General features: G+C 70.4%; 24 protein-coding genes. 5 read left to right on the top strand and 19 right to left on the bottom strand.

Going from position 1 to position 23,819, the window contains the following annotated elements:
• The first annotated feature begins 5 nt into the window (after positions 1-5).
• The gene (locus ACIBCU_RS34750) at positions 6-1,004 is read left to right on the top strand and encodes an inorganic phosphate transporter (RefSeq protein ID WP_362932570.1); all 999 of its coding nucleotides are present in this window, start codon (positions 6-8) and stop codon (positions 1,002-1,004) included.
• A 148-nt stretch (positions 1,005-1,152) separates the two neighbouring features.
• On the opposite strand, the gene pstB is transcribed toward ACIBCU_RS34750, so the two are convergent.
• The 12 genes from pstB to ACIBCU_RS34690 all read right to left on the bottom strand — a co-directional run bounded on the left by pstB (position 1,153) and on the right by ACIBCU_RS34690 (position 13,911).
• Positions 1,153-1,929 carry a phosphate ABC transporter ATP-binding protein PstB gene (pstB, locus tag ACIBCU_RS34745; protein ID WP_362932572.1) on the bottom strand — a complete coding sequence of 259 codons (777 nt, stop codon included), beginning with the start codon at positions 1,927-1,929 and terminating at the stop codon, positions 1,153-1,155.
• 27 nt (positions 1,930-1,956) lie between these two features.
• The gene (gene pstA / locus ACIBCU_RS34740; RefSeq protein ID WP_399236389.1) at positions 1,957-3,045 is read right to left on the bottom strand and encodes a phosphate ABC transporter permease PstA; all 1,089 of its coding nucleotides are present in this window, start codon (positions 3,043-3,045) and stop codon (positions 1,957-1,959) included.
• Entirely contained in the window at positions 3,042-4,034 is a 993-nt protein-coding gene (gene pstC / locus ACIBCU_RS34735) for a phosphate ABC transporter permease subunit PstC (RefSeq protein ID WP_399236387.1), read from the bottom strand. Before pstC ends, pstA begins: the two co-directional genes overlap by 4 nt.
• A gap of 122 nt (positions 4,035-4,156) precedes the next feature.
• Positions 4,157-5,290: a phosphate ABC transporter substrate-binding protein PstS gene (gene pstS, locus ACIBCU_RS34730; protein WP_362932578.1), complete on the bottom strand. Its 1,134-nt coding sequence runs from the start codon at positions 5,288-5,290 to the stop codon at positions 4,157-4,159.
• A gap of 273 nt (positions 5,291-5,563) precedes the next feature.
• Entirely contained in the window at positions 5,564-5,974 is a 411-nt protein-coding gene (locus tag ACIBCU_RS34725) for an NUDIX hydrolase (RefSeq protein ID WP_362932580.1), read from the bottom strand.
• Positions 5,971-6,963, bottom strand: coding sequence for a CHAD domain-containing protein (locus ACIBCU_RS34720; protein WP_399236384.1), 993 nt, complete (start codon positions 6,961-6,963; stop codon positions 5,971-5,973). Before ACIBCU_RS34720 ends, ACIBCU_RS34725 begins: the two co-directional genes overlap by 4 nt.
• The gene (locus ACIBCU_RS34715) at positions 6,950-9,196 is read right to left on the bottom strand and encodes an RNA degradosome polyphosphate kinase (RefSeq protein WP_362932584.1); all 2,247 of its coding nucleotides are present in this window, start codon (positions 9,194-9,196) and stop codon (positions 6,950-6,952) included. Before ACIBCU_RS34715 ends, ACIBCU_RS34720 begins: the two co-directional genes overlap by 14 nt.
• A gap of 270 nt (positions 9,197-9,466) precedes the next feature.
• Complete coding sequence (locus tag ACIBCU_RS34710; RefSeq protein WP_399236382.1) at positions 9,467-10,450, bottom strand: hypothetical protein; 984 nt, start codon at positions 10,448-10,450, stop codon at positions 9,467-9,469.
• A complete protein-coding gene (locus ACIBCU_RS34705; RefSeq protein WP_362932588.1) occupies positions 10,447-11,346 on the bottom strand; it encodes an ABC transporter ATP-binding protein in 900 nt (299 codons plus the stop codon). Before ACIBCU_RS34705 ends, ACIBCU_RS34710 begins: the two co-directional genes overlap by 4 nt.
• Entirely contained in the window at positions 11,343-11,753 is a 411-nt protein-coding gene (locus ACIBCU_RS34700; protein WP_362932590.1) for a GntR family transcriptional regulator, read from the bottom strand. The genes ACIBCU_RS34705 and ACIBCU_RS34700 overlap by 4 nt, the downstream gene beginning before the upstream one ends.
• A 92-nt stretch (positions 11,754-11,845) precedes the next feature.
• Positions 11,846-12,769 carry a mycothiol synthase gene (mshD, locus tag ACIBCU_RS34695; protein ID WP_399236379.1) on the bottom strand — a complete coding sequence of 308 codons (924 nt, stop codon included), beginning with the start codon at positions 12,767-12,769 and terminating at the stop codon, positions 11,846-11,848.
• An 80-nt stretch (positions 12,770-12,849) separates the two neighbouring features.
• Positions 12,850-13,911 (bottom strand): YhcG family protein, encoded by a 1,062-nt coding sequence (locus tag ACIBCU_RS34690; protein WP_399236377.1) that lies wholly within the window; start codon positions 13,909-13,911, stop codon positions 12,850-12,852.
• A gap of 181 nt (positions 13,912-14,092) precedes the next feature.
• Between ACIBCU_RS34690 and ACIBCU_RS34685 the strand changes: the two genes are divergently transcribed.
• Positions 14,093-15,910, top strand: a complete 1,818-nt coding sequence (locus ACIBCU_RS34685; protein WP_399236375.1) for a bifunctional metallophosphatase/5'-nucleotidase — start codon at positions 14,093-14,095, stop codon at positions 15,908-15,910.
• A 127-nt stretch (positions 15,911-16,037) separates the two neighbouring features.
• Positions 16,038-16,928 carry a phosphatidylinositol-specific phospholipase C gene (locus ACIBCU_RS34680; protein ID WP_399236373.1) on the top strand — a complete coding sequence of 297 codons (891 nt, stop codon included), beginning with the start codon at positions 16,038-16,040 and terminating at the stop codon, positions 16,926-16,928.
• Positions 16,929-16,946: 18 nt separating this feature from the next.
• Here the strand turns inward: ACIBCU_RS34680 and ACIBCU_RS34675 are convergent, their stop codons facing one another.
• On the bottom strand, positions 16,947-17,288 hold the full coding sequence (locus ACIBCU_RS34675; RefSeq protein ID WP_399236371.1) for a hypothetical protein: 342 nt from the start codon (positions 17,286-17,288) through the stop codon (positions 16,947-16,949).
• A 141-nt stretch (positions 17,289-17,429) separates the two neighbouring features.
• On the opposite strand from ACIBCU_RS34675, the gene ACIBCU_RS34670 reads away from it, so the two are divergent.
• Both ACIBCU_RS34670 and ACIBCU_RS34665 read left to right on the top strand, forming a co-directional pair.
• On the top strand, positions 17,430-18,014 hold the full coding sequence (locus tag ACIBCU_RS34670; RefSeq protein WP_399236369.1) for a DUF2975 domain-containing protein: 585 nt from the start codon (positions 17,430-17,432) through the stop codon (positions 18,012-18,014).
• A complete protein-coding gene (locus ACIBCU_RS34665; protein WP_362932604.1) occupies positions 18,014-18,250 on the top strand; it encodes a helix-turn-helix transcriptional regulator in 237 nt (78 codons plus the stop codon). Before ACIBCU_RS34670 ends, ACIBCU_RS34665 begins: the two co-directional genes overlap by 1 nt.
• 7 nt (positions 18,251-18,257) lie before the next feature.
• On the opposite strand, the gene ACIBCU_RS34660 is transcribed toward ACIBCU_RS34665, so the two are convergent.
• The 6 genes from ACIBCU_RS34660 to ACIBCU_RS34635 form a co-directional block, all read right to left on the bottom strand.
• Positions 18,258-19,679: a sensor histidine kinase gene (locus ACIBCU_RS34660; RefSeq protein ID WP_399236367.1), complete on the bottom strand. Its 1,422-nt coding sequence runs from the start codon at positions 19,677-19,679 to the stop codon at positions 18,258-18,260.
• Positions 19,676-20,407, bottom strand: coding sequence for a response regulator transcription factor (locus ACIBCU_RS34655; RefSeq protein WP_399236365.1), 732 nt, complete (start codon positions 20,405-20,407; stop codon positions 19,676-19,678). Before ACIBCU_RS34655 ends, ACIBCU_RS34660 begins: the two co-directional genes overlap by 4 nt.
• A gap of 44 nt (positions 20,408-20,451) precedes the next feature.
• Complete coding sequence (locus ACIBCU_RS34650) at positions 20,452-20,631, bottom strand: hypothetical protein (protein WP_399236363.1); 180 nt, start codon at positions 20,629-20,631, stop codon at positions 20,452-20,454.
• Between the two features lie 12 nt (positions 20,632-20,643).
• A complete protein-coding gene (locus tag ACIBCU_RS34645) occupies positions 20,644-21,777 on the bottom strand; it encodes a S1C family serine protease (RefSeq protein ID WP_399236361.1) in 1,134 nt (377 codons plus the stop codon).
• Positions 21,778-21,871: 94 nt separating this feature from the next.
• Positions 21,872-22,915, bottom strand: coding sequence for a LacI family DNA-binding transcriptional regulator (locus tag ACIBCU_RS34640; RefSeq protein ID WP_362932614.1), 1,044 nt, complete (start codon positions 22,913-22,915; stop codon positions 21,872-21,874).
• 30 nt (positions 22,916-22,945) lie between these two features.
• Complete coding sequence (locus tag ACIBCU_RS34635) at positions 22,946-23,764, bottom strand: response regulator transcription factor (RefSeq protein WP_362932616.1); 819 nt, start codon at positions 23,762-23,764, stop codon at positions 22,946-22,948.
• Between the last annotated feature and the right edge of the window lie 55 nt (positions 23,765-23,819).

Below are 23,819 nucleotides of genomic sequence, written 5' to 3'. Positions count from 1 at the left end.
ACCTCGTGGACACCTTTGCGCTGATCGTGACCATCGGTGTCGCGCTCGGCTTCACGTATACGAACGGCTTCCACGACTCGGCGAACGCCATCGCCACCTCGGTCTCCACCCGGGCGCTGACCCCGCGTGCGGCTCTGGCGATGGCCGCTGTGATGAACCTCGCAGGCGCCTTCCTGGGCCAGGGGGTCGCCAAGACCGTCAGCGAAGGCATCATCGCCACGCCCGAGGGCCAGAAGGGGATGGGCATCCTCTTCGCGGCGCTGGTCGGCGCGATCATATGGAACCTCGTCACCTGGTACTACGGTCTGCCGTCGTCGTCCTCGCACGCCCTGTTCGGCGGCATGGTCGGCGCGGCGCTGGCCGGCGGGACGATGGTGCACTGGGGCGGCGTGCTCGACAAGATCGTCATCCCGATGTTCCTGTCCCCGGTCATCGGCCTGGTCGCCGGCTATCTGGTGATGGTCGTGATCATGTGGATATTCCGGAAGTCCAACCCGCACAAGGCCAAGCGCGGCTTCCGTATCGCGCAGACCGTCTCGGCGGCGGCCATGGCGCTGGGCCACGGTCTGCAGGACGCCCAGAAGACGATGGGCATCGTGGTGATGGCCCTGGTCATCGCCGATGTCGAGGGTCCGAACGACGAGATCCCGGTCTGGGTGAAGCTCGTCTGCGCGCTGATGCTGTCGCTGGGTACGTACGCGGGCGGCTGGCGCATCATGCGTACGCTCGGCCGCAAGATCATCGAACTGGACCCGCCGCAGGGCTTCGCCGCGGAGACGACCGGCGCGTCGATCATGTTCGGATCGGCGTTCCTCTTCCACGCACCGATCTCCACGACTCATGTGATCACCTCGGCGATCATGGGTGTCGGCGCCACGAAGCGGGTGAACGCCGTGCGGTGGGGGGTGGCCAAGAACATCATCCTGGGGTGGTTCATCACCATGCCGGCCGCCGCGCTGGTGGCCGCGCTCAGCTACGGGATCGTCGTGCTGCTCTTCGGGTGAGCGGTTCCGCCCGGCTTGAACGTGCACGGCCGGGCTCGCCCGGTCACCCGGCTGCTCATGGGTCCGCCCCTGCTCTCCTGTGGAGAGCAGGGGCGGACCCTTCGCCTTGTGGTGGCACCGCCATGCAGCACCCCAAGGCCGTCTGTGGTTATCCGAAGCGGCCCGAGATGTAGTCCTCGGTCGCCTGGACCGACGGGTTGGAGAAGATCCGCTCCGTCTCGTCGATCTCGATCAGCCGGCCGGGCTTGCCCACCGCCGAGAGGTTGAAGAAGGCCGTACGGTCCGAGACGCGTGCCGCCTGCTGCATGTTGTGCGTCACGATGACGATCGTGAAGCGCTCCTTCAGCTCGCCGATCAGGTCCTCGATGGCGAGGGTCGAGATCGGGTCGAGCGCCGAGCACGGCTCGTCCATCAGCAGCACGTCCGGCTCGACCGCGATCGCGCGGGCGATGCACAGGCGCTGCTGCTGTCCGCCGGAGAGGCCCGAGCCCGGCTTGTTCAGGCGGTCCTTGACCTCGTTCCAGAGGTTGGCGCCCTTGAGGGACTTCTCGACGATGTCGGACAGCTCGCTCTTGCGGTACGAGCCGTTCAGCCGCAGGCCCGCCGCGACGTTGTCGAAGATCGACATGGTCGGGAAGGGGTTCGGGCGCTGGAAGACCATGCCGACCGTGCGGCGCACGGTGACGGGGTCGACGCCGGGACCGTACAGGTTCTCGTCGTCCAGCAGCACCTTGCCCTCGACGCGGCCACCGGGGGTGACCTCGTGCATGCGGTTCAGGGTGCGCAGGAAGGTGGACTTACCGCAGCCGGACGGGCCGATGAAGGCGGTCACGGAGCGGGGCTCCACCGTCATCGAGATGTCCTCGATGGCCTTGTGGGAGCCGTAGTAGGCGGTGAGGCCGCCGATGTCGATGCGCTTGGCCATGTGGAATCAACTGCTTTCTGCGTGGCCTCAGCGGCCGGTCTTCGGGGCCTTCCAGCGGGCGATGCCGCGGGCCACCAGATTGAGGATCATGACGAAGGCGATCAGCACCAGGGCTGCGGCCCAGGCGCGGTCGTAGGACGCGGCCTCGCCGACCTTGTACTGCTCGTAGATGTAGAACGGCAGCGAGGACTGGGCGCCTTCGAAGGGGTTGCTGTTGATCAGCTGGCTGCCGAAGACCAGCAGAATGATCGGTGCCGTCTCTCCCGCGATGCGCGCGATGGCGAGCATGACGCCGGTGGTGATGCCGCCGATCGCGGTGGGCAGGACCACCTTCAGGATGGTGCGCCACTTCGGGATGCCGAGCGCGAGGGAGGCCTCGCGGAGCTCGTTGGGGACGAGCTTGAGCATCTCCTCGGTGGAGCGGACCACGACGGGGACCATCAGGATCGTCAGGGCCAGGGCGCCCATCAGGCCGGACGGTTCCAGCTTCGCGATCAGCATGATCGACAGGATGAACAGACCGGCGACGATGGACGGGATGCCCGTCATGACGTCGACGAAGAAGGTGACGGCCTTGGCGAGCGTGCCCTTGCCGTACTCGACCAGGTAGACCGCGGTCAGCAGACCCAGGGGGGCGGAGATCACCGTGGCGATACCGACCTGCTCAAGGGTGCCGATCAGCGCGTGGTAGACGCCGCCGCTGGCCTCGGGACCGAGGACACCGGCCATCGAGTGGGTGAGGAAGTAGCCGTCGAGGCGCTCGACGCCGCGGCTGATCGTGGTCCAGAGCAGCGAGGCGAGAGGGACGACGGCGACGAGGAAGCAGACCCAGACGACGCTGGTGGCGAGGCGGTCCTTGGCCTGGCGCTTGTTCTCGACCGCGGTCGTCGCGACGTACGAGATGACCAGGAAGAGCAGGGCGGAGATCAGGCCCCACTGGACGCGGCTGTGCCAGCCGGCCGCCAGGGAGATCCCCACACCGAGCGCGATGGCCACGACGGCGAAGCCGGCCGGGGACCAGCGGGGAAGGCTGCGGCTGCTGAGGCCGCCCTTACCGGGTTCCGGCGAGGTCCGGGGGCGGTTGTCCTGGATGTCGGTGGTGGTGGCGTGGGTCATGCGTTGGCCCCCGAGTACTCCTTGCGGCGGGCGATGATGAGCCGGGCCGCGCCGTTGACCAGCAGGGTGAGGACGAAGAGGACGAGGCCCGAGGCGATCAGGGCGTCGCGTCCGAATTCGTCGGCCTCACCGAATTTGGCCGCGATGTTCTGGGCGAAGGTTCCGCCGCCGTGATTGAGCACGTGGAGCGAGATGAGGAAGCTCGGCGACAGGACCGTGGCGACGGCCATCGTCTCGCCGAGCGCACGGCCCAGGCCGAGCATCGAGGCCGAGATGATGCCGGAGCGGCCGAAGGGCAGCACCGAGAGGCGGATGACCTCCCAGCGGGTGGCGCCGAGGGCGAGCGCCGCCTCCTCGTTCATCTTCGGGACCTGGAGGAAGACCTCACGGCTGACACTGGTCACGATCGGCAGGATCATGATCGCGAGCAGGATCCCGACGGTGAAGAGCGAGCGGGGGACGCCGATCTCGGTCTTCTCGAAGATGTACGTCCAGCCGAAGAACTGGTCGAGCCAGAGGTTCAGGCCCTCCAGGTACGGGACGAGGACGAGAGCGCCCCAGATGCCGTAGACGATGCTGGGCACCGCGGCGAGCAGGTCGATCACGTAGGCGAGGGGGGCGGCCAGCTTGCGCGGCGCGTAGTGCGAGATGAAGAGGGCGATGCCGACAGCGATCGGAACCGCGATGATCATCGCGATGATCGAGCTGACGACCGTGCCGAAGAGCAGGACCGCGATGCCGAAGACGGGCGGGTCGCCGGCCGGGTTCCAGTCGAGGGTGGTGAGGAAGTTGCCCTCGTCCTTCGATATGGCGATGAAGGCGCGGTAGCTGAGGAACACGGCGATCGACGCCATGATCACGAGAAGCAGGATGCCTGAGCCGCGTGAGAGGCCCAGGAAGATCTTGTCGCCTGCCCGCCCGGTGGACTTGGGACGGGCGCGTGTTTCCGGCGGAGCCGGTGGGATGTCGAGCGGTGTGGTGGAAGCCATGGTCTTTCCGGTCTGTGTGGGGGAGCGGCTGCTCTCCTGGCGGCGGTGCACCGGATGGTCGGGCGGTGGGGGCCGGTCCGGAGGGGTGCGCCGGACCGGCCCGCCTGTGCGTGCGTGTCGTGCTACTTCAGGCCGGCGACCGTCTCGCGGACCTTGGTGTTGATCGCCTCGGGGATCGGGGCGTAGCCGGCGTCGGTGAGGACCTTCTGGCCGTCCGCGGAGGCGGTGTAGGTCAGGAAGGACTTGACGGTGCCGAGGGTGTCGGCCTTGTTACCGGTGTCGCAGACGACCTCGTACGTCACCAGGACCAGCGGGTAGGCGCCTTCGGCCTTGGTGGTGTAGTCGAGGTCGAGCGCCAGGTCCTTGCCGGTGCCCTTGACCTTGGCGGCGGCGATGGCCTTGGAGGCGTTCTCCGAGGTGGCCTCGACCGGGGTCGCGCCTCCCGTGTTGATGTCGACGGTGGTGATGTCCTGCGACTTGGCGTACGACAGCTCGAAGTAGCCGATGGAGCCGTTGACGGCCTTCACCTGGCTGGCGACGCCGGAGGATCCGGACGCTGCCTGGCCACCGGGGGCCGGCCACTTCTTCTCGGCCTCGTACTTCCAGTCGCTCGGGGCCGCGGCGTTCAGGTACTTGCCGAGGTTCTGCGTGGTGCCGGAGTCCTCGGAGCGGTGGAAGGCCTGGATGTCCGTGGCCGGCAGCTTGACGCCGTCGTTGAGCTTGGCGATCGCCGGGTCGTTCCACTTCGTGATCTTGTTGTCGAAGATCTTGGCGAGCGTGGAGGCGTCGAGCGTGAGGCTGTCGACACCCTCCAGGTGGAAGCCGACCGCGATCGGGCCGCCGACCATCGGGAGGTTGATCCCCTGGCCGGTCTTGCAGATCTTCTTCGACTCGGCGACCTCTTCGGGCTTCAGGGCGGAGTCCGAGCCGGCGAAGCCGACGGTGCCCTGGTTGAACGCGACGATGCCCTCGCCGGAGGAGGAGGAGCTGTAGTTGACCTCCACGCCGGAGCAGGCGGCCATGTAGTTCTTGACCCAGAGGTCCATCGCGTTCTTCTGGGCACTGGACCCGGAAGCGCGCAGCTGGCCCTCGGCGCCGTCGCACTTGATGTTCGACGCGGCGGCACTCGTGTTGCCGCCGTCCGCGCCGGCCCCGGTGTTGTCGTCCGAACCGCACGCCGTGAGGACCAGGGCGCCGGAGACGGCGAGGGCACCGAGCGCGGTGGCACGAAGCCGGTTCTTGCGCTGAAGCTTCACTTTCGGGGTGTTCCTTCCAGGAGCCGCCGCGGCTGGTGGGGACGAGGCGGCGTGCGATGCGGAGTGGTGCGGCGGCTTGGCGCCGTGCACCTCGTACGTCCGAAATTAGGCAGAACAGGTGAAGCGGCCTGCGGGGGAGAGTGAACGGCAGGTGAACCGTGTAGGGCGGGCTGGTTCCCTCGCGCGGCGGGCGTGGCCGGCGGGCCCGAAGGGGACGTACTCATGTGCCGGGCGGGCCCGGCGACGGCGCAGGGGTGCCGAGCGGCAAGGCCCTCAGACCTGCGGGCGGCTCTCCAGGAAGGCGTCCAGCTGGACGCGGTCGCCGGGGCGGCTCAGGCGGGCACGGGCCGTGCCGGGCGAGAGCCACGCCAGTCGGTCGACCTCGTCGTTGGGCTCGAAATCGCCGTCCGCCGCCTCCGCCGCCCAGTAGCTGACCTCTTTGGGGCGCCCGTTCGCCATGTAGTGGGCGGTGGGCAGGGCGGCGCCCGGCACGCAGTGGTGGCCCGTCTCCTCCAGGACCTCGCGCAGGGCGGCCTCCAGCGTCGTCTCGCCGCGCTTCAGCTTGCCCTTGGGGAACGACCAGTCGTCGTAGCGGGGCCGGTGGACCAGGCAGATCTCCAGGCCGCCGTCCGGGGCGCGGCGCCACAGCACGCACCCCGCGGCCAGGACCGGTGTGTCGCTCATGGCGCGGTCACGGCCGCCGCGTACGGCCAGGTCTCCCGGAACACGGCGCGCGCCGCCTCCACCTCGTGCCGCTGGTCGGCGTGGAGCACCCCCAGGGCGTACGCCGTCGCGGGGGCGATGCGCGGGGTGCGCGCCGCCGCCGCCGCGGCCGCCGCGGCCTCTGCCGCGTCCCGGTGCAGGTCCAGCGCGTGTCCCGGCCCGGCCAGGGCCGGATCGGGGGCGCCCCGCAGCATCTCGTGCGCGTACCGGTGGAGCCGCAGCAGCAGGCGGGCCTGGTGCCAGAGGGCGTCGTGGGCCTCGTTGTACGGCTCCACCGCCTCGTCGGGCGGGAGCGCGGCCACCGCGTCCAGCATCAGCTGTTCGGCCAGCTCGGCCGGTGCGTGCAGCACCTCCTCCGGCCGTTCCGCCGCCGAGGCCGACAGGGGGACCTCCGAGGCGAGCAGCGCGACGGCGTCCGCGACGGCGTGGAAGCGGGAGGAGCCCATGGCCTGGAGCGCCGCCGAGTGGGCGCGGGTCCGGGCGAGGGTCAGTCGGCGCTCCAGGAGTGCCCCGGCCCGGGCCGCGCCGACACCGAGCGCGGCCCGCTCCTTGTCGCCGGCGTCCGGGCCCTCGCCCGGAGCGGGCCGGGCCGCCGGGAGCGAGGCGCCGGAGAGTTGGTGCAGCGCCTCCAGGAGCCGGCCGAGCCGCGTGGCGTACGCGTGCTCGCGGGCCAGGGTGCCGGAGAGCCAGACCAGTTCGGCGCGGAGCTGGTCGGCCCAGGCCGGGTCGAGCGCAGCCCGGAAGGTGTGCAGCGTGCCGCTGATCCGGCGCGCCGCGTGGCGCAGCGCGCGGGCGGCGTCGTCGGCACTCTGCGTGCCGGCGTCCGCGGGGGCACTGTGCTCGCGGTGCAGCCGCAGGCCCCGTAGGAAGCAGGCGGCCTGTTCGCGCAGGTAGGGCGCGAGGACCGCTTCCGCGGAGAGGGTCCTCGTCTGGTGGTCAGGGCGTCGCACGCCGGCGCCTCCGGGCGTCAATGAGCATCTCTTGTACGTGCCGCAGCGGCTGCCCGTCCGCGTCCGTGGAGTGCCGGGTCCAGTTTCCGTCGGGGCCCAGGTGCCAGGAGGAGGTGGTGTCGGACATCCCTGTTTCCAGGAGCCTGCTGAGAGCGGCGCGATGCGCGGGGTCGGTGACGCGGACCAGTGCTTCGATCCGGCGGTCGAGGTTACGGTGCATCATGTCGGCGCTGCCGAACCACACTTCGGGTTCGCCGCCGTTGCCGAAGGCGAAGAGCCGGGAGTGTTCGAGGAAGCGGCCGAGTATCGAGCGGACCCGGACGTTCTCGGAGAGTCCGTTGACGCCGGGGCGGATCGCGCAGATGCCGCGCACCCAGATGTCGACCGGCACACCGGCCTGACCCGCCCGGTAGCAGGCGTCGATGACCGCTTCGTCGACCATCGAGTTGACCTTGATGCGTACATACGCGGAGCGCCCGGCGCGCTGGTGGGTGATCTCCTTGTTGATGCGGGCGATCAAACCGTCGCGCAGGGACTTCGGGGCGACCAGCAGCCGGCGGTAGGTCTCGCGGCGGGAGTAGCCGGAGAGCCGGTTGAAGAGGTCGGAGAGGTCCGCCCCGACCTGCGGGTCGGCGGTCAGCAGGCCGAGGTCCTCGTAGAGCCGTGCTGTCTTGGGGTGGTAGTTGCCGGTGCCGACGTGGGAGTAGCGGCGCAGTGTGTCGCCCTCCTGGCGGACGACGAGCGACAGCTTGCAGTGGGTTTTGAGGCCGACGAGGCCGTAGACGACGTGGCAGCCGGACTCCTCCAGCTTGCGGGCCCACTTGATGTTGGCCTGCTCGTCGAAGCGCGCCTTGATCTCGACGAGGACGAGGACCTGTTTGCCGGACTCGGCCGCGTCGATCAGGGCGTCGACTATCGGCGAGTCACCGGAGGTCCGGTACAGCGTCTGCTTGATCGCGAGGACGTCCGGGTCGCCCGCGGCCTGATCCAGGAAGGCCTGGACGGAGGTGGAGAAGGAGTCGTACGGGTGGTGCAGCAGCACATCGCGTTCGCGCAGGGCGGCGAAGATGTCGGGCGCGGACGCGGACTCGACCTCGGCCAGGTCGCGGTGGGTGCCGGCGATGAACTTGGGGTACTTCAGCTCGGGCCGGTCCAGCGACGCGATGCCGAACAGCCCGGTGAGGTCGAGGGGGCCCGGAAGCGGGTAGAGCTCGGTCTCGGAGATCTTCAGCTCGCGTACGAGCAGGTCCAGGACGTACGGGTCGATGGACTCCTCGACCTCGAGGCGGACCGGCGGGCCGAAGCGGCGCCGCATGAGCTCCTTCTCCAGGGCCTGGAGCAGATTCTCGGTGTCGTCCTCCTCGACCTCCAGGTCCTCGTTCCTGGTGACCCGGAACATGTGGTGGGCGAGGACCTCCATGCCCGGGAAGAGCTCCTCGAGGTGGGCCGCGATGATGTCCTCTATCGGGACGTAACGCTGCGGGGACGCCTCCAGGAAGCGGGTGAGCAGCGGCGGCACCTTGACGCGGGCGAAGTGCCGGTGGCCGCTGACGGGGTTGCGCACGACGACGGCGAGGTTCAGCGAGAGCCCGGAGATGTACGGGAACGGGTGCGCGGGGTCGACGGCCAGCGGGGTCAGCACGGGGAAGACCCGCTGCCGGAAGAAGGTGAACAGGCGGGCCTGTTCCTTCTCGGTCAGCTCGGGCCAGCGGACCAGCTGGATGCCCTCGTCGGACAGGGCCGGCGCGATGTCCTGCTGGTAGCAGGCGGCGTGGCGGGCCATGAGCTCGCGGGAGCGGGTCCAGATCAGGTCGAGGACCTCGCGGGGCTGCAGTCCGGACGCGGAGCGGGTGGCGACACCGGTCGCGATACGGCGCTTGAGACCGGCGACCCGCACCATGAAGAACTCGTCCAGGTTCGAGGCGAAGATCGCGAGGAAGTTAGCCCGTTCGAGTAGTGGTGTGGCGGGGTCCTCGGCGAGTTCCAGAACGCGTTCGTTGAACGCGAGCCAACTGCGCTCCCGGTCGAGGAACCGTCCCTGCGGCAGCTCGTCGCCGTCGCCCTCGGGCTCGTAGGCGTCCGGGTCGTTGTCCAGATCGGGGTCGAGGTCGGCGGCTGTGGACAGACCCGCGGGCACCGCGCCCGCGACGGCGTGGGGCCGGTGGGCGGCGAGGGAGCCGACCGACGGCTGGGCGGGCTGGACCGGGACCTCGGAGCTGGGCTGCTGGCTCATGGACCTATTCTTCCGCGCGTTCGGCTCCTGAGGCGCGTCGGAGCCCGGAAAGATCGCGGAAGGAGCGGAAGTGGCCCCTGGACCGGGGCCGCTCCCGTTGCGGGGGGCGGGCACAGCTGGCTGCATCCCGTGAGGGTCGCAAGCCCGTCTGAATGGCCGGTAACGGTGACATGACGTACAGGAAGCGGTGTGGCTGCGGGTGCCGACCCCTTCTCACCGTAGGTGAACCTCCCGCCCGGGCTCCCCCGGGGCCCGGGCGGAAGGCGGCTCTCAGACGGTGCGGCGGCGCAGGACGCGGAACGCGACGGCGACGGCCAGGGCGGCGAGGACGAGCACGATGCCCGTCTCGACGAGCTGGAGGGGCCAGAGGTGGGAGGCCGGGTGGTGGTCGACGAACATGCCCGTGACGTCGCGTTCGGCGAGGCACCGGGCCTCCTGCGCCTCGCTCGCGCGTGGCCAGCACACATCCATGGGCAGCCGGTCGCCGCTCGCGGTGACGCGGCCGACTTCGACCACCCAGGAGTCGAGGGGGACGTGCGAGGGTCCGTCGGTCGTGCTGATCGCGGTCCGCAGGGGCCAGAGGGCGCTCCGGAAGGCTCCGAGGGCCACCATCACCGTGCCGGTGACGACGGCGGCCACCGCCATCGCGGCCACGGTGCGGTGCAGGAGCAGACCCGTGAGCGCGCCCACGGCGATGCCGAGCAGCGTGTAGCCGATGATCACGGGGAGCGTCGCGCCGAAGACCTGGGCGTCGAACCAGTCGACCGAGAAGTCCGTGGCCGTCTGTGTCTGTGCCCAGGCGAGGACGGCGGACAGCACGGTCACACCGGCGACGAGGAGCACCGCGGGCACGGCGAGCTTGGCAGCCAGCCAGCGGGCGGGCGTCACGGACTGGGTCCAGGCCACGCGGTAGGTGCCGCTCTCCAGCTCCCGGGCGATCAGGGGGCCGGCGATGAAGGCGCTGATGATCCCCGGCAGGACCGTCACGACCAGGCCCGCGTACATGAGCACGGCGCTGAACAGGGACATCGACCCGTTGAAGTCCACGATCCGCTGGTCGCACGCGGGTCCGGAGACGCCCGAGGCCTTGCAGGAGCCCGCCTCGAACTCGTCGATCAGGTGGGACGCCCACAGCGCGAAGCCGATGACGACGACGAGCCCGGCCAGGGCGAGAAGTCCCGCGGCGCGCAGGGTGCTGCGGTGCTGGCGCACCACGACCCGGGCGGGGCCGCGCAGGGTGGTGAGAGTGCTCATGCGGCTGCCACCGTCCGGGCCGGTTCGTTGGACGCGCTGGGGGTGAGCAGCGGCGGTGCCTCCGGAGACCGGAGATGGGCGAGCAGCAGCTCCTCCAGGGAGGGCTGCGTGACGTCCCAGGCGGCGGGGTCCACCGGACCCTCCCTGCGTACGAGCGCGGTGAGCTGACGCCCCGTCGTGCGCGATTCGACGACGGTGTGCGGGGTGAGATCGCGGGCCTGACCGGTGACCAGGGCGTGCGCGGCGACGATGTCCTCGCTCTCGCCGCCGAGCCGGACCCGGCCGCCGTCGACGAACAGGAGGTAGTCGCAGGAGCCTTCGAGCTCGGTGAGGATGTGCGAGGACATCACGATGGTGGTGGCGTTCTCGGCCGCCTCGGCCATCAGGACGCCCATCAGCTGGTGCCGGGCGAGCGGGTCGAGATCGGCCATCGGCTCGTCCAGCAGCATCAGTTCGGGCCGCTTGCCCAGCGCGAGGGCGAGGGCGAGCCGGGTCCGCTGCCCGCCGGAGAGCGCCCGGACCTTCGCGTCCTGCGGGAGCGGTCCGGCGACCCGGTCGGCCGCCGCGCGGTCCCAGGTGGCGGGGTTGAGCTCCTGGCCCGCCCACAGGGTGTCGGCCACGGTGAGCTGCGGATACAGCGGCTTGTCCTGGGAGACGTACGCGATGCGGGGCCGCGCCTCTCCAGGACCGGTGCCGAGTACGCGCACCGAGCCCTCGGTGGGCCGGAGCAGGCCGGCGGTGAGGGCGAGCAGTGTGGACTTCCCGGCTCCGTTGGGCCCGACGAGGGCGCAGACCCGTCCTGCGGGCAGCCGGAACGAGCAGTCGCGCAGGGCCCGCCCCCGCTTCCGTCCGTACGTCATACCGAGGCCGTTCGCCTCGATCGCGGCGCCTGTCATGAGTCCTGGTCCCCCTTGAATGTGCTGTCCAGTACGTCGGTGAAGAGCGCGCTCACGTCGTCCTTGTCCAGACCCGCGGCGCGGGCCCTGCGGGTCCAGCCGGTGAGTTCGGCGCGCAGGGCCGCGTCGGTGGTGACGGCCGCGCTGCCGAGGGTGCGGCGGACGAAGGTGCCGAGGCCGCGGCGGGCCTCGACGAGGCCTTCGCGTTCCAGCTCGCGGTAGGCCTTGAGCACGGTGTTCGGATTGATCGCCGTGGCCTCGACGACCTCACGGGCCGTCGGCAGCCGGTCGCCCGGCTCCAGCACACCGAGGCGGAGCGCCTGCTTGGTCTGCTGCACGATCTGCAGATAGGTGGCGACGCCGCTGCGCCGGTCGATGCGGAACTCGACCGCTGCGGATCCTGCCATCTGCACCACCCTTTCACTAATTGAGTAGTGAAAGGGTGTCGGAAAGAAGGGGCGGCGTCAAGTGACGCCGCCCCTTTGCCTGCTGGGCGTGTTCAGGACTCCGTGCGGTACATCAGGTCGACCTCGTGTGTGGCGAAGCCCATCCGCTCGTACACCGACAGGGCGGCCGGGTTGTCGGCGTCCACGTAGAGCATCGCCGTCGGCAGCCCCCGGGAGGCCAGGTGCCGCAGTCCGATCGCGGTGAGCGCCTTGCCGAGCCCGCCGCCCTGGGCGTCGGGGAGGATGCCGACCACATAGACCTCGCCGAGCTCGTCCTCCGCGTGCACCTTCGTCCAGTGGAAGCCGATGATCTCGCCGTCGCGCTCGGCCAGGAAGAAGCCCTCCGGGTCGAACCACGGCTCGGCCTTGCGGTCGTCCAGGTCGCGCTGGGTGAGGGAGCCCTGCTCGGGGTGATGGGCGAAGGCGGCCCTGTTGACGGCGAGCCAGGCCGCGTCGTCCTGCCCCGGGACGAAGATGCGGACGGTGACGCCCGGCGGAAGCACCGGCTCGGCGATGTCGAGGTCGGTCAAGGAGCGGCGCAGCTGGCGCAGTTCGCGGAAGAGGGAGAGGCCCAGCACCTGGGCGAGGTGCCGGGCGGCCGACTTGCCGCCGTGCGCCCAGACCCGCAGCCGCTTCCCGGTCGCGGCGAGGAGCGCGGCACCCAGGGCGCGCCCGTGTCCGCGTCCGCGGTGGGAGGGGTGGACGACGAGTTCGGCGGCGGGAGCCTCGACGGGGTCCGTGTCCTCCAGCTGCGCGTATCCGGCCAGGGTGCCGTCGACGTTCAGCAGGAAATGCCGGACGCCCTCACGGTGCCCGCCCCTCAACTGCAGCCGCCCCTGCTCGGAGACGGCCTGTCGGCCGTCGGTCCCGGCCGCCTCACCGAGGAGGGCGAGGACGGCGTCGGCCTGCTCGGGGGTGAGCGCGTCGAGGGTCTCGATCTCGCGCCCGGGGGAGGGGAGGGGTGCGTCAGTCGTCATGGGGACGAGCGTACGGGGAGGGGGAGGGGCGGCGGGGGCGCAGCCGACCGGTGCGCGGTCGGGTTCGGGCACCCGCCCTGTCAGCCCTCGCGGTGCAGGACTTCACGCGCGATGCGTGAGAGGTCCTCCGAGGTGGGCATCAGCTCCCGCACGCCGGAGGGAAGGGCGGCGTACGTGCTGACCGCGAGGGGCTGGTTCTGCGACTGGAGGGCGAATTCGACGGTCGTCTCGTCCTGGCTCTCCGCGATGAGGATGCCGAGTGTCCGGTCGTCCCGCTCCGGGTCCCGGAGGAGGCGGTCCACCGCGGTGACGTAGAAGCTGAGCTGCCCGAGGTGCGAAGGATGAGCCTTGGTGGTCTTCAGCTCCACCACCACGAATCGGTGCAGCCTGAAGTGGTAGAAGAGCAGGTCGATGCGGAACTCCGTATCGCCCACGGTGAGGGGGTACTGGCGGCCGACGAAGGCGAACCCGAAGCCGAGTTCGGTGAGGAACTGGATGATCTTGGAGGTGAGCGCGTCCTCGAGGTCGCGCTCCGCTGCTGTGTCCGACAGCTGGGTGAAGTCCAGGCGGTACGGATCCTTGAAGATCTGCTTCGCGGCCTCGGACTGCTCGGGGATGGTGACGTCGAAATTGTTGGCGGCCGCGCCCTGAGCCAGGTGGAGGCCGCCGCGGATGTGTGTGCTGAGACGGTCGCGGGACCAGCCGTGGTGGACGGCGTGCTGGGCGTAGAAGTCCAGCTCGAAGCGGGTTTTGCACTGACTCATGAGGGTGATGACGTGGCCCCAGGGCAATTGGCCAACAGCTTGTTGGCTAATTGGGTCGGGCCAGGTCCGAGCCGTCTGCTGCATGTACTTGACGTTGCTGTGGCTGAACCCCCGCTGGTTCGGGAACTCGGTCCGCAGCTCTGTGGCGATGCGCTCGACGACCTTCGTCCCCCACTGCTCCTCGCCCTGGCGCTCCAGGATCGTCCGCCCGATCTCCCAGTACATCAGGAGCATCTCGGTGTTCACCTTGAGCTGTGCGCGCACATGCGCGCCGCGCACGATCGACTTGAGGTCGTCGACCATCTCGTAGAAGCCCGGAGGCAGTTCGGACCGTTGCTGAGCCGGTACCACTGCCTTGGCCGTGAGTTCGTTGTCCACGGGGCACATGCTCCCGGCATTTTCGCGTGCGGTGACGTTTCTGCTCGCATATGTACGCCCTAAGGGTGATCAACCGCTTTCTGGGCGTGCGGCAACCAGTTCGTAACCCCGTACATCTGTCGCGCTACGCGCGTTGACTCTAGGCTGCCGCACGCAGGATCCAGAGAATCGAAGGGGACCGATGTCAGCGACTCCGCATCCGCAGAAGAACCGTGCGCCCCGGCGGGTGCTCGCCGCCGCGGCCGGACTGGCCACCGTCGGCGCGCTCGTCGCCGCGATGCCGGCCGACGCCCACGACCGGGGGCACGGCCATGGCCCCGGCCACCCGTCCCGCACCGTCGACGTGCAACTGCTCTCCTTCAACGACCTGCACGGCAACCTGGAGCCGCCGGCCGGCTCCGCCGGGACGGTCAGTGAGACGCAGGCCGACGGCACGGTGAAGTCGGTCCCGGCCGGAGGTGTCGAGTACCTCGCCACCTCGCTGCGCACCGCGCGCAAGGGCAACCCGTACTCCGTCACGGCGGCCGGCGGCGACATGGTGGGAGCGAGCCCGCTGCTCTCGGGGCTCTTCCACGATGAACCCACCATCGAGGCGCTCAACGGGCTCGACCTCGATGTGACGGCCGTGGGCAACCACGAGTTCGACGAGGGGGCCACGGAACTCGCCCGTCTGCAGAACGGTGGCTGCCACCCCGTCGAGGGCTGCTACGAGAAGGGCAAGAAGTTCAAGGGGGCGGACTTCCCGTACCTCGCGGCCAATGTGACGGACGAGAAGACCGGGAAGCCGGTCCTCAAGCCGTACACGGTCTGGGAGAAGAACGGCGTCAAGATCGGCTTCATCGGGGTGACCCTGGAGGGCACGCCGAACATCGTCACGGCCAACGGCGTCAAGGGCCTGAAGTTCCACGACGAGATCGAGACGGTCAACAAGTACGCCAAGGAGCTCGACCGGCAGGGCGTCAAGTCCATCGTCGCGCTGATCCACGAGGGCGGGGCACCGGCCTCCTCCTCGTACAACTACGACTGCGACAGCCCGGGCGCCGGTGACGGCATCTCCGGACCGATCACCGACATCGCCAAGGGCATCACGCCGAGGGTCGACGCCCTGGTCACGGGCCACACCCACCAGGCGTACGTCTGCACGGTCCCGGACCCCTCGGGCAAGCCGCGCATGGTCACCTCGGCGTCGTCGTTCGGCAAGCTCTACACCGACACGACCCTCACCTACGACCGCCGCACCAAGGACATCGTGCGTACGTCGGTGGAGTCGGCCAACCACGTCGTCAGCCGGGACCAGGCCAAGGCCACCGACATGACGGCGCTGATCGCCCGCTGGAACACGCTCGCCGCGCCCGTCGCCGGCCGCCCGCAGGGCTTCATCTCCGCCGATATCAACGGCCGGGGATCCACCTCTCCCGAGAAGCCGCTGGGCAACCTGATCGCGGACGCCCAGCTGGAGGGCCTGGCCCCCGAGGACAAGGGCGGCGCGGTCGTCGCGTTCATGAACCCGGGCGGCATCCGCTCGGACCTGGTGTACGCGGCGTCGGGCAGCGAGGGCGACGGGGTGGTGACGTACGGCGAGGCGTTCACCGTCCAGCCGTTCACCAACATGATGAACGTCGTCGATCTGACCGGTGCGCAACTCGTCGCCGCGCTCCAGCAGCAGGTCAGCGGCTCCAACCAGGCGTCCCCCAAGATCCTCCAGGTCTCGAAGGGCCTCACCTACACGCTGGACATGACGAAGTCGGGCGCCGAGCGGGTGGTCGCGGACACGATCCGTCTGAACGGTGAGGCGATCGACCCGGCGAAGACGTACCGCGTCGCGATGAACGAGTTCCTCGCGGGCGGCGGCGACGGCTTCGCGGCCCTCGGCGCCGGCACGAACAAGCTGGTCGGCCCGTCCGACCTGGATCTGTTCAACACCTACCTGGCGGCGCACTCCACGGCCGCCGCACCGCTGGACCCGCCGGCCACGGACCGGATCACGGTCGTTCAGTAGCTCCGGGCGGCGAGGCGTCATCGGGAGACCAGGTTCCCGATGACGCCTCGGGACGGCCTTCCGGGGGTGATGTGTGCGCGTCATACTGCGGGGGCTGACCCCCCACGGCAGACGGAGGCACTCCCGTATGGCCACATCCCTGACCACCCGCAGAGGCTTTCTGACCGGAGCCCTCGCGCTCTCCGCCACCGCCGTCGTCGGCGGCCCCGCCCTCGCGGCCCCCGCCAGGGCACTCGGCACCCAGGACTGGATGAGCGCCGTTCCCGACGCCACCGCGCTGCGGCGCCTCACGATCCCAGGAACGCACAACGCGGGCGCGCGGTACGGCGGTCCGTGGACGGAGTGCCAGAACACCACGATCGCCGAGCAGCTCGACAGCGGCATCCGCTTCCTCGACGTACGCTGCCGGATCAGCGGTGACGCGTACGCCATCCATCACGGGGCGTCGTACCAGAACCTGAACTTCGACGATGTGCTGGGCGCCTGCCGGGACTTCCTGGCCCGGCGGCCGTCGGAGACGGTGCTGATGCGGGTCAAGCAGGAGTACTCCGAGGAGAGCGACGCCGCGTTCCGGCGGATCTTCGACCTCTACCTCGACGGCAAGGGCTGGCGCCCGCTCCTCCACCTCGATCCCGTGCTGCCGGACCTCGGCGGCGCCCGTGGCAAGGTCGTGCTGCTCGCGGACAACGGCGGCCTGCCCGGGGTCCGTTACGCCGATCCGGCGGTCTTCGACATCCAGGACGACTACATGGCGGAGCCGTTCGGCAAGTACCCCAAGATCGAGGCGCAGTTCCGCAAGGCCGCGCAGCAGCCCGGCAAGCTGTTCATGAACTACGTGAGCACCGCCGCCCTGATGCCGCCGCGCTGGAACTCCGACCGGCTCAACCCGCAGGTGCACTCGTTCCTCGACGGATCGGAGGCGGCGGGCTGGACCGGTCTCGGCATCGTCCCCCTGGACTACCCGGCGACCCGTTCCGGCCTGGTCGAGTCGCTGATCCGGCACAACCCGACGGGCTGAGCCGCACGCCGGTGTCGCCTACGAAGGCCACGTCCCCTGCTGCCGTACACGCCGCCTCATGACCACACCGGGGATGCCGACCGCGAGCAGCACCGGGATCGCGAGGACGATCCCGGCCCAGAGGACGACGGCGAGGTAGCCGTAGGCGGCGTTCCGCGTGTCCGCGTCCGCCCGCACCAGAAGGACGAGGCTCGCGACGAACGCGGCCGCCATGAGGAACGCGATGACGGCGGCGATCCGGACGAGGATGCCGGCCCACCGCCGGTAGGTGTCGCTGACGGCAGGGGCCTGCGGTGGCGCGTACGCCATGTGCGCGCCGGGCGCCCGGTCCGGGTGACGGATCGGCTGCTGGTCTGACATGGGGCCCAGTTGTACTGCGCGCAGCCCGGAAACACCAGGCCTCCCGGCTCTGCGGGGCGTTCACGCCGAGGACATGGGCTTGTCGAATATCGATATGGCCCCTAACCTCGGGCATATCGAAAAACGATGGGACGGGGCGCCATGCACACGCGAATCACCAGGATCCTGGCCACTGTGACCTTGGTGATGGCGGTGCTCTTCGGCCTCGCCTTCGTCGGCACGGCGGTCACGCACCTGCTCGACGACGGCGCGGTCTGCGTGGAGACGGACTTCTGGCACAACGCCTCGCTGGCGGACAAGATGTCGACCGGCGACGGTGTGCAGGAGTCCAGCAGTGTGACGCGGCTCTGCCAGGACGGTCCCTCCGTGGGGCAGCGCGTCGCCGACCTCGGGGGCGAACTCCCCTGGCTGCTGTTCAGCTCCCTCGCGCTGCTGCTCTTCAACCGGTTGCTGGAGGCGGTCCTGCGGCAGGGCCCGTTCACCCACGCGGTGGCGAAGCGGCTCTCCGTGCTGGGCTGGGTCGTTGCCCTGGGTACGCCGGTGGCCGGTCTCGTGGTCGGCACGTCGCAGTCCTGGCTCGTCGACAGCATGTCGCCGAACGTGGGCTTCGGGGTGGAGATCGACGGGCCGATGGTGCTCGTCCTGGCCGGCCTGGCGGCAGTGATCGTAGGATCGTTCATACGCGAGGGCGTGCGCATGCGAGAGGACCTCGAAGGGACCATCTGATGGCCGAAGAGGAACTCCACGGGATCCGGATCCACCTCGACCGGATCCTGGCCGAGCAGGACATGACGCTCACCGAACTGTCCGCACGGGTGGGCATCACCGTCGTCAACCTGTCCGTGCTCAAGAACGGGCGGGCCAAGGCCATCCGCTTCTCGACCCTGTCGAGGATCTGCGACGTCCTCGGATGCCAGCCGGGGGATCTGATCACCCACGACCCCACCGGGACAGCCCCCTAGCCGGTCCTCACACCCCCGGCGGTGGCTGCGGCGCCCCGGGGAGACGGATCGAGGCCACCGTGCCGCCGCCTTCCGCGGGGCTCAGGGTGATCTGGCCACCGGCGTGCTGGACCGTCCGGGCCACGATGGACAGGCCGAGGCCGGAGCCGGGGAGCTGGCGGGCCGAGGGGGAGCGCCAGAAGCGCTCGAAGACGTGCGGGAGATCCTCGGCCGGGATGCCGGGGCCGTGGTCCCGTACGGTCAGATCGCCGCGGTGGAGGACGACGTCGACCGTGCCGCCGGCCGGACTGAACTTCACCGCGTTGTCCAGGACGTTGACGACCGCCCGCTCCAGGGCGGCGGGCTCGGCGCGTACGTACCAGGGGGCGAGCTCGGCGGTGACGGTGAGCTCCGGTCCGCGCAGCCGGGCGCGCTGCAGGGCGTTACGGGTGATCTCGTGCAGCGCGACCACCTGGAGGGGGCCGGGCTGGGCGGCGTCGGGGCGGGAGAGCTCCTGGAGGTCGCCGATGAGCGCGGCCAGCTCCGTCATCTGTGCCTTGACCGAGGACATCAGGGCCTTGCGGTCCTCGGGCGGGATGGCCCGGCCCGTGTCGTCGCTGCGGGCGAGCAGCTCGATGTTCGTACGGAGCGAGGTGAGCGGGGTGCGCAGCTCGTGCCCGGCGTCCGCGATGAGCTGGGACTGGCGGTCGCGGGAGGTGGCCAGGGAGCTGGTCATGGCGTTGAAGGAGCGGGAGAGGCGCGCGATCTCGTCCTCGCCCTCGGCGGGGATCCGGATGGTCAGGTCCTCGGTCTCGGCCACGTGCTCGACCGCGTGGGCGAGTTCGTCGACGGGCCGCAGTCCGGTACGGGCGATCCACAATCCGGCCGCTCCGGCCCCGACGACGCCGATGCCGGCGACGAGGAACAGCACCCAGGCGAGGGTGGAGAGCGGGGCGGTGACCTCGCTCATGGGGCGGGCGGTGGAGACCGCGAGGCTACCGGACTGCGCCCCGGGGCCCCGGACTTCGAGCGGCGTGGTGTAGACCCGCATGTCCGTGCCGTTCTCGGCCGTCTCCGTGTGCAGGGCGTAGGAACGCTGCCGTTTGGCCACCTCCAGGTCTTCGGAGCCCACCGGAAGCTTCGACGTCGCGGCCTCGGAGGCGATGCAGACCGTGCCCTGGGAGTCGATGAGCTGCACCGTCACGCCGGTGAAGGGTCGGGGCTCCTGGGAGGTGCCGCCCTGGCAGTACGCGTACAGCTGCGACAGATAGAGCTGGTCGACCTTGGACCCGCGCAGCGTCTTGTCCAGCTGCTGCTCCAGCTGCTGCTGCGTCACGAACCAGCACGCCGCCGCCACCGCCGCGACCGCCACCGCGACCGCCGTGGCGACCAGCAGGGCGAGCCGTGAACGCAGCGGCAGTGCGCGGAGCCGGCGGGGCAGGCCGGTCACCCGTCACCGCCGCCGGAGCGCAGGGCGTACCCGACGCCCCGGACCGTGTGGACGAGGCGCGATTCGCCGCCCGCCTCCGTCTTGCGGCGGAGGTACATCACGTACACGTCCAGGGAGTTGGAGCTGGGCTCGAAGTCGAAGCCCCAGACCGCCTTGAGGATCTGCTCGCGGGTCAGCACCTGCCGGGGGTGGGCCAGGAACATCTCCAGGAGGGTGAACTCGGTGCGGGTCAGCTCCACCCGGCGCGTCCCCCGGGTGACCTCGCGGGTGTTCAGGTCCATGCGGAGGTCCGCGAAGGACAGCACGTCGTCGTCGGGGAGGGGCCCGCCCGCCGCGACCGCGTAGGAGCTGCGGCGCAGCAGGGCGCGGATGCGGGCGAAGAGCTCGTCCAGTTCGAAGGGCTTGACGAGGTAGTCGTCGGCGCCCGCGTCGAGTCCGGTGACACGGTCGCCGACGGTGTCGCGGGCGGTGAGCATCAGGATGGGCGTGGTCGATCCGGTGGACCGGATGCGCCGGGCGGCGGTCAGGCCGTCCATGCGGGGCATCTGGATGTCCAGGACGATCAGGTCGGGGGCGTACGACTCGGCCTTGGCGAGGGCGTCGTTGCCGTCCACGGCCACCTCGGTGCCGTACCCCTCGAAGGCGAGGCTGCGCTGCAGTGCCTCGCGCACGGCGGGCTCGTCGTCGACGATCAGGACGCGCTGGGGATCGTCTTCGGCGGGGCTCATCGCTTCTTCCTCTTCCTTCGTGCCGGGTGCTGCGTGCTGGGCTCTCAGCCTCGCACGGCCGCCGCACGACGTCGTGCGGCACGGCGCCCACGGCCGGAGCCGCTGCGGATCTCGGCCAAGCGGGGCGCGGGCGCGGTGTGCGCCGAGGCGGCCGGTCCGGCGGCCAGGGCGAGCGGGAGGGACAGGCCGGAGGGGCCGGTGTCCACGGGGGTGTCGGGGTTCATGGGACCTCCTCGTCAGGAGCCGTCGCCGGCGCGCAGGGCGTCCAGGTCGGCCTTGACCGTGTTGACCGGGATGGCGAAGCCGAGGCCCACGCTGCCCGCTGCCGAGCTGCCCGAGGTGCTGGACGAACTGGGCGCGTACATCGCGGAGTTGATGCCGATGATTTCGCCGTTCATGTTGATCAGGGCGCCGCCGGAGTTGCCGGGGTTGAGCGAGGCGTCGGTCTGTATGGCCTTGTACGTCGTCTGGGAGGAGCCGGTGTCGCCGTTGAACTGCTGGCCGCCGAACTCGAACGGCCAGTTCTGGCCGCCCTGTTGCTGCTGCTGGTTCTGCTCGTCCTCCTTGGCGACCGTGACGTCGCGGTCGAGGGCCGAGACGATGCCGCTGGTGACCGTGCCGGTGAGGCCCTCGGGCGAGCCGATCGCCACGACCTCGTCGCCGACCTTCACCGAGGAGGAGTCACCGAGCGAGGCCGTCTTCAGTCCGCTCGCGCCCTGGAGCTTGATGAGGGCCAGGTCCTTGTCGGGGTCCGTGCCGACGACATCGGCGGTGTACGACTTGCCGGTGCTGAGGGTCACCTTGATCTCGGAGGCGCCCGAGACCACGTGGTTGTTGGTGACGATCTCGCCGTCCGCCGTGATGACGACGCCGGAACCGGTGGCCTCGCCCGACGAGGACGTCGCGCCGATCTCGACGATGGCGGGGGACACGGCGGCCGCCACGCCGGAGACCGTGCCGGCGCTGCTCTGCGAGACGGTGGTGCCGCTGACGACGCCGCCGGAGCCCGAGCTGCCGGAGCCGCCGCCCGCGAGCTCTCCGATGAGGGTGGCGGTGCCGCCGCCGATCGCCGCGGCGGCGATCGCGACGGCCGCCAGCAGGGCGAGCGGCCGCTTGACCCGGCGCTCGGACGCGGGGGGCGCGGCCGGGACGGGCGCGGGCGCCGGGGCGGGCCAGGCGTAGGCGGCGGCGGGCACCTCGGCGGTCTGCCGCTCGGGCTCGTAGGCCGGCGGCGGCGGGTAGGCCGCCTCACCACCGCCGTGCGAGGCGCTGCCGTGCGTACCGTTGCCGTACGTACCGCTGCCGTACGAACCGTTGTCGTGCGAGGGGGACATCGGGTACTCGCCGCTCGGGCGGTGGCTGTCGGTCATGTCTACGAGAGTGTCCAGCGAACATGAGAGCAGCCTGAGTACGCCCTGAGAAGCCCGGCAGAACCTCGTATGCCCGATATAAGGAAGCGCCCCGCTACAGCGCGGTGACCGTCGGTTCGCCGCAGCCGCACGACCGGCGCACCACCAGCGCCGACGGGAACTGCTTCAGCCGCTCGCGCCGCGACCCCGAGACCCGCAGGGAGTCGTCGAGGACCAGGTCCACGGCCGCCCGGGCCATCGCCGGACGGTCCGAGAAGACCGTCGTGAGCGGCGGATCGGTCAGTCCCGCTTCCTTCACGTCGTCGAAGCCGGCGACCGCCAGCTCACCCGGCACGTCGATCCGCAGCTCGCGCGCGGCCCGCAGCACCCCGATGGCCTGGTCGTCCGTGGAGCAGAAGATCGCCGGGGGCCGGTCGGGCCCGGAGAGCAGCTTCAGCGCCACCTGGTAGGCGTCGTAGCGGTTGTACGGGGCGTGGAAGAGGCGGCCCCCGGTCGGCCGTCCGGCCTCCTGCATGGCCCGGCGCCAGCCCTCGATGTGGTCGGCGACCGGGTCACCGACCACCGGGGTCGACTCCATGCCGCCGAGGCACGCCACGTAGGCGTTGCCGTGCTCCAGGAGGTGGCGGGTGGCGAGCTGGGCGCCGCCGACGTCGTCGGTGACGACCGCGACGTCGTCGATCGCCTCGGGGCGTTCGTGCAGCAGGACCACGCGGGCGTCCCATGCCTCTATCTCGGCGGCCGCGCGCTCGCTGGGGCCCTGACTGACCAGGATCAGCCCGGAGACGCGCATGCCGAGGAAGGCCCGCAGATAGTGGACCTCGCGCTCGTCGCGGTAGTCCGAGTTTCCGACGAGCACCATTTTTCCGCGCTCGGCCGCCGCCTGTTCGACCGCGTGCGCCATCTCGGCGAAGAACGGCTGCCGGGCGTCCGGCACGATCATCCCTATGAGGTCGGTGCGCCGCGAGGCCATGGCCTGGGCGACCCGGTCGGGCCGGTACCCCAGCTCCTTGATCGCGGCGAGCACCCGCTCGCGCGTGGCCGGGGCGACCGGCCTGGGTCCGTTGTTGATGACGTAGCTGACGACCGCTGTCGAGGTCCCCGCCAGTCTCGCCACATCGTCCCGCGTCACCTTGGCCACGCGCGGCAGTCTACGCGGATCGACCTGTCGCTAGGCAGGCCGGACCGGGGCTTCTTCCGTGATCTCAGCCTCTACGGACTGCTCCGGACGGGTGACCACCTCCGCCGTCGGCTCCGGCGCCGCCTTGGCTCCGGCCTCCCCGGCTCCCCGGTCGCCCTTCTCGGCTCCCCTGTCACCCTTCTCGGGGGTGACGAAGCGGTAGCCGACGTTGCGGACGGTCCCGATCAGCGACTCGTGCTCGGGGCCGAGCTTGGCCCGCAGACGCCGCACGTGTACGTCGACCGTGCGGGTGCCGCCGAAGTAGTCGTAGCCCCATACCTCCTGGAGCAGCTGGGCGCGGGTGAAGACCCGGCCCGGGTGCTGCGCGAGGTACTTGAGCAGTTCGAATTCCTTGAAGGTCAGGTCGAGGACCCGGCCCTTGAGCTTGGCGCTGTACGTCGCCTCGTCGACCGACAGATCGCCGTTGCGGATCTCCATGGGGGAGTCGTCGGCGGTGATCTGCTGGCGGCCGGTGGCCAGCCGCAGCCGGGCCTCGACCTCCGCGGGACCCGCGGTGTCCAGCAGGACGTCGTCGATGCCCCAGTCGGCGGTGACGGCCGCGAGGCCGCCCTCCGTCACGACGAGTATCAGCGGACAGCCGGGCCCGGTGGACCGCAGCAGCTGACAGAGCGAGCGGACCTGCGGGAGGTCGCGCCGGCCGTCGATGAGGATGACGTCGGCACCAGGGGTGTCGACGAGAGCTGGTCCCTCGGCGGGGGCGACCCGCACGCTGTGCAGCAGAAGGCCGAGGGCGGGGAGCACCTCCGTCGACGGTTGAAGGGCATTCGTCAGAAGCAGCAGTGAACTCATCGCCGCCCACCTGCCTGGGTCGTCGGTCGATCGTGCACGTTCAGCTCGCCCATTA

This window comes from Streptomyces sp. NPDC051064 (assembly GCF_044455985.1).
Lineage (GTDB): Bacteria > Actinomycetota > Actinomycetes > Streptomycetales > Streptomycetaceae > Streptomyces.
This window is presented reverse-complemented; position numbering and strand designations above follow the sequence as displayed.